The organism is Dyella sp. ASV21 (assembly GCF_016428975.1).
Lineage (GTDB): Bacteria > Pseudomonadota > Gammaproteobacteria > Xanthomonadales > Rhodanobacteraceae > Dyella.
This window is the reverse complement of sequence record NZ_JAELTT010000383.1, coordinates 1-308: the sequence shown is the minus strand read 5'-3', so window position 1 is coordinate 308 and position 308 is coordinate 1. Positions and strand designations below refer to the sequence as shown.

At 76.6% G+C, this 308-nt stretch carries 1 pseudogene; it reads left to right on the top strand.

Features of this window, described 5'->3' with window-relative positions:
• Positions 1–170: 170 nt before the first annotated feature.
• A pseudogene (locus JHD67_RS21990) lies at positions 171–308 on the top strand (alpha/beta hydrolase); the annotation flags it as partial.

The following is a 308-nucleotide window of genomic DNA, read 5'->3' as shown; positions in this document are numbered from 1 at the left end:
CCCCCCCCCCCCCCCCCCCCCCCCCCCCCCCCCCCCCCCCCCCCCCCCCCCCCCCCCCCCCCCCCCCCCCCCCCCCCCCCCCCCCCCCCCCCCCCCCCCCCCCCCCCCCTTTCCACCCCCACCCCGCAAACCGAGATTCGGTCACGGGTCTCGTGGGCTCGGAGATGTGTATAAGAGACAGTCCCGATGGTTTTGCCAGCTATGCCGAGGCTGCCGAGGAAATCGCCAAGTACCTGCCGCACCGCGCCGAGCGCAAATCCGAGGATCAACTGCGTCCGCTGCTGCGCGAAGGCCGCGACGGGCGCCTG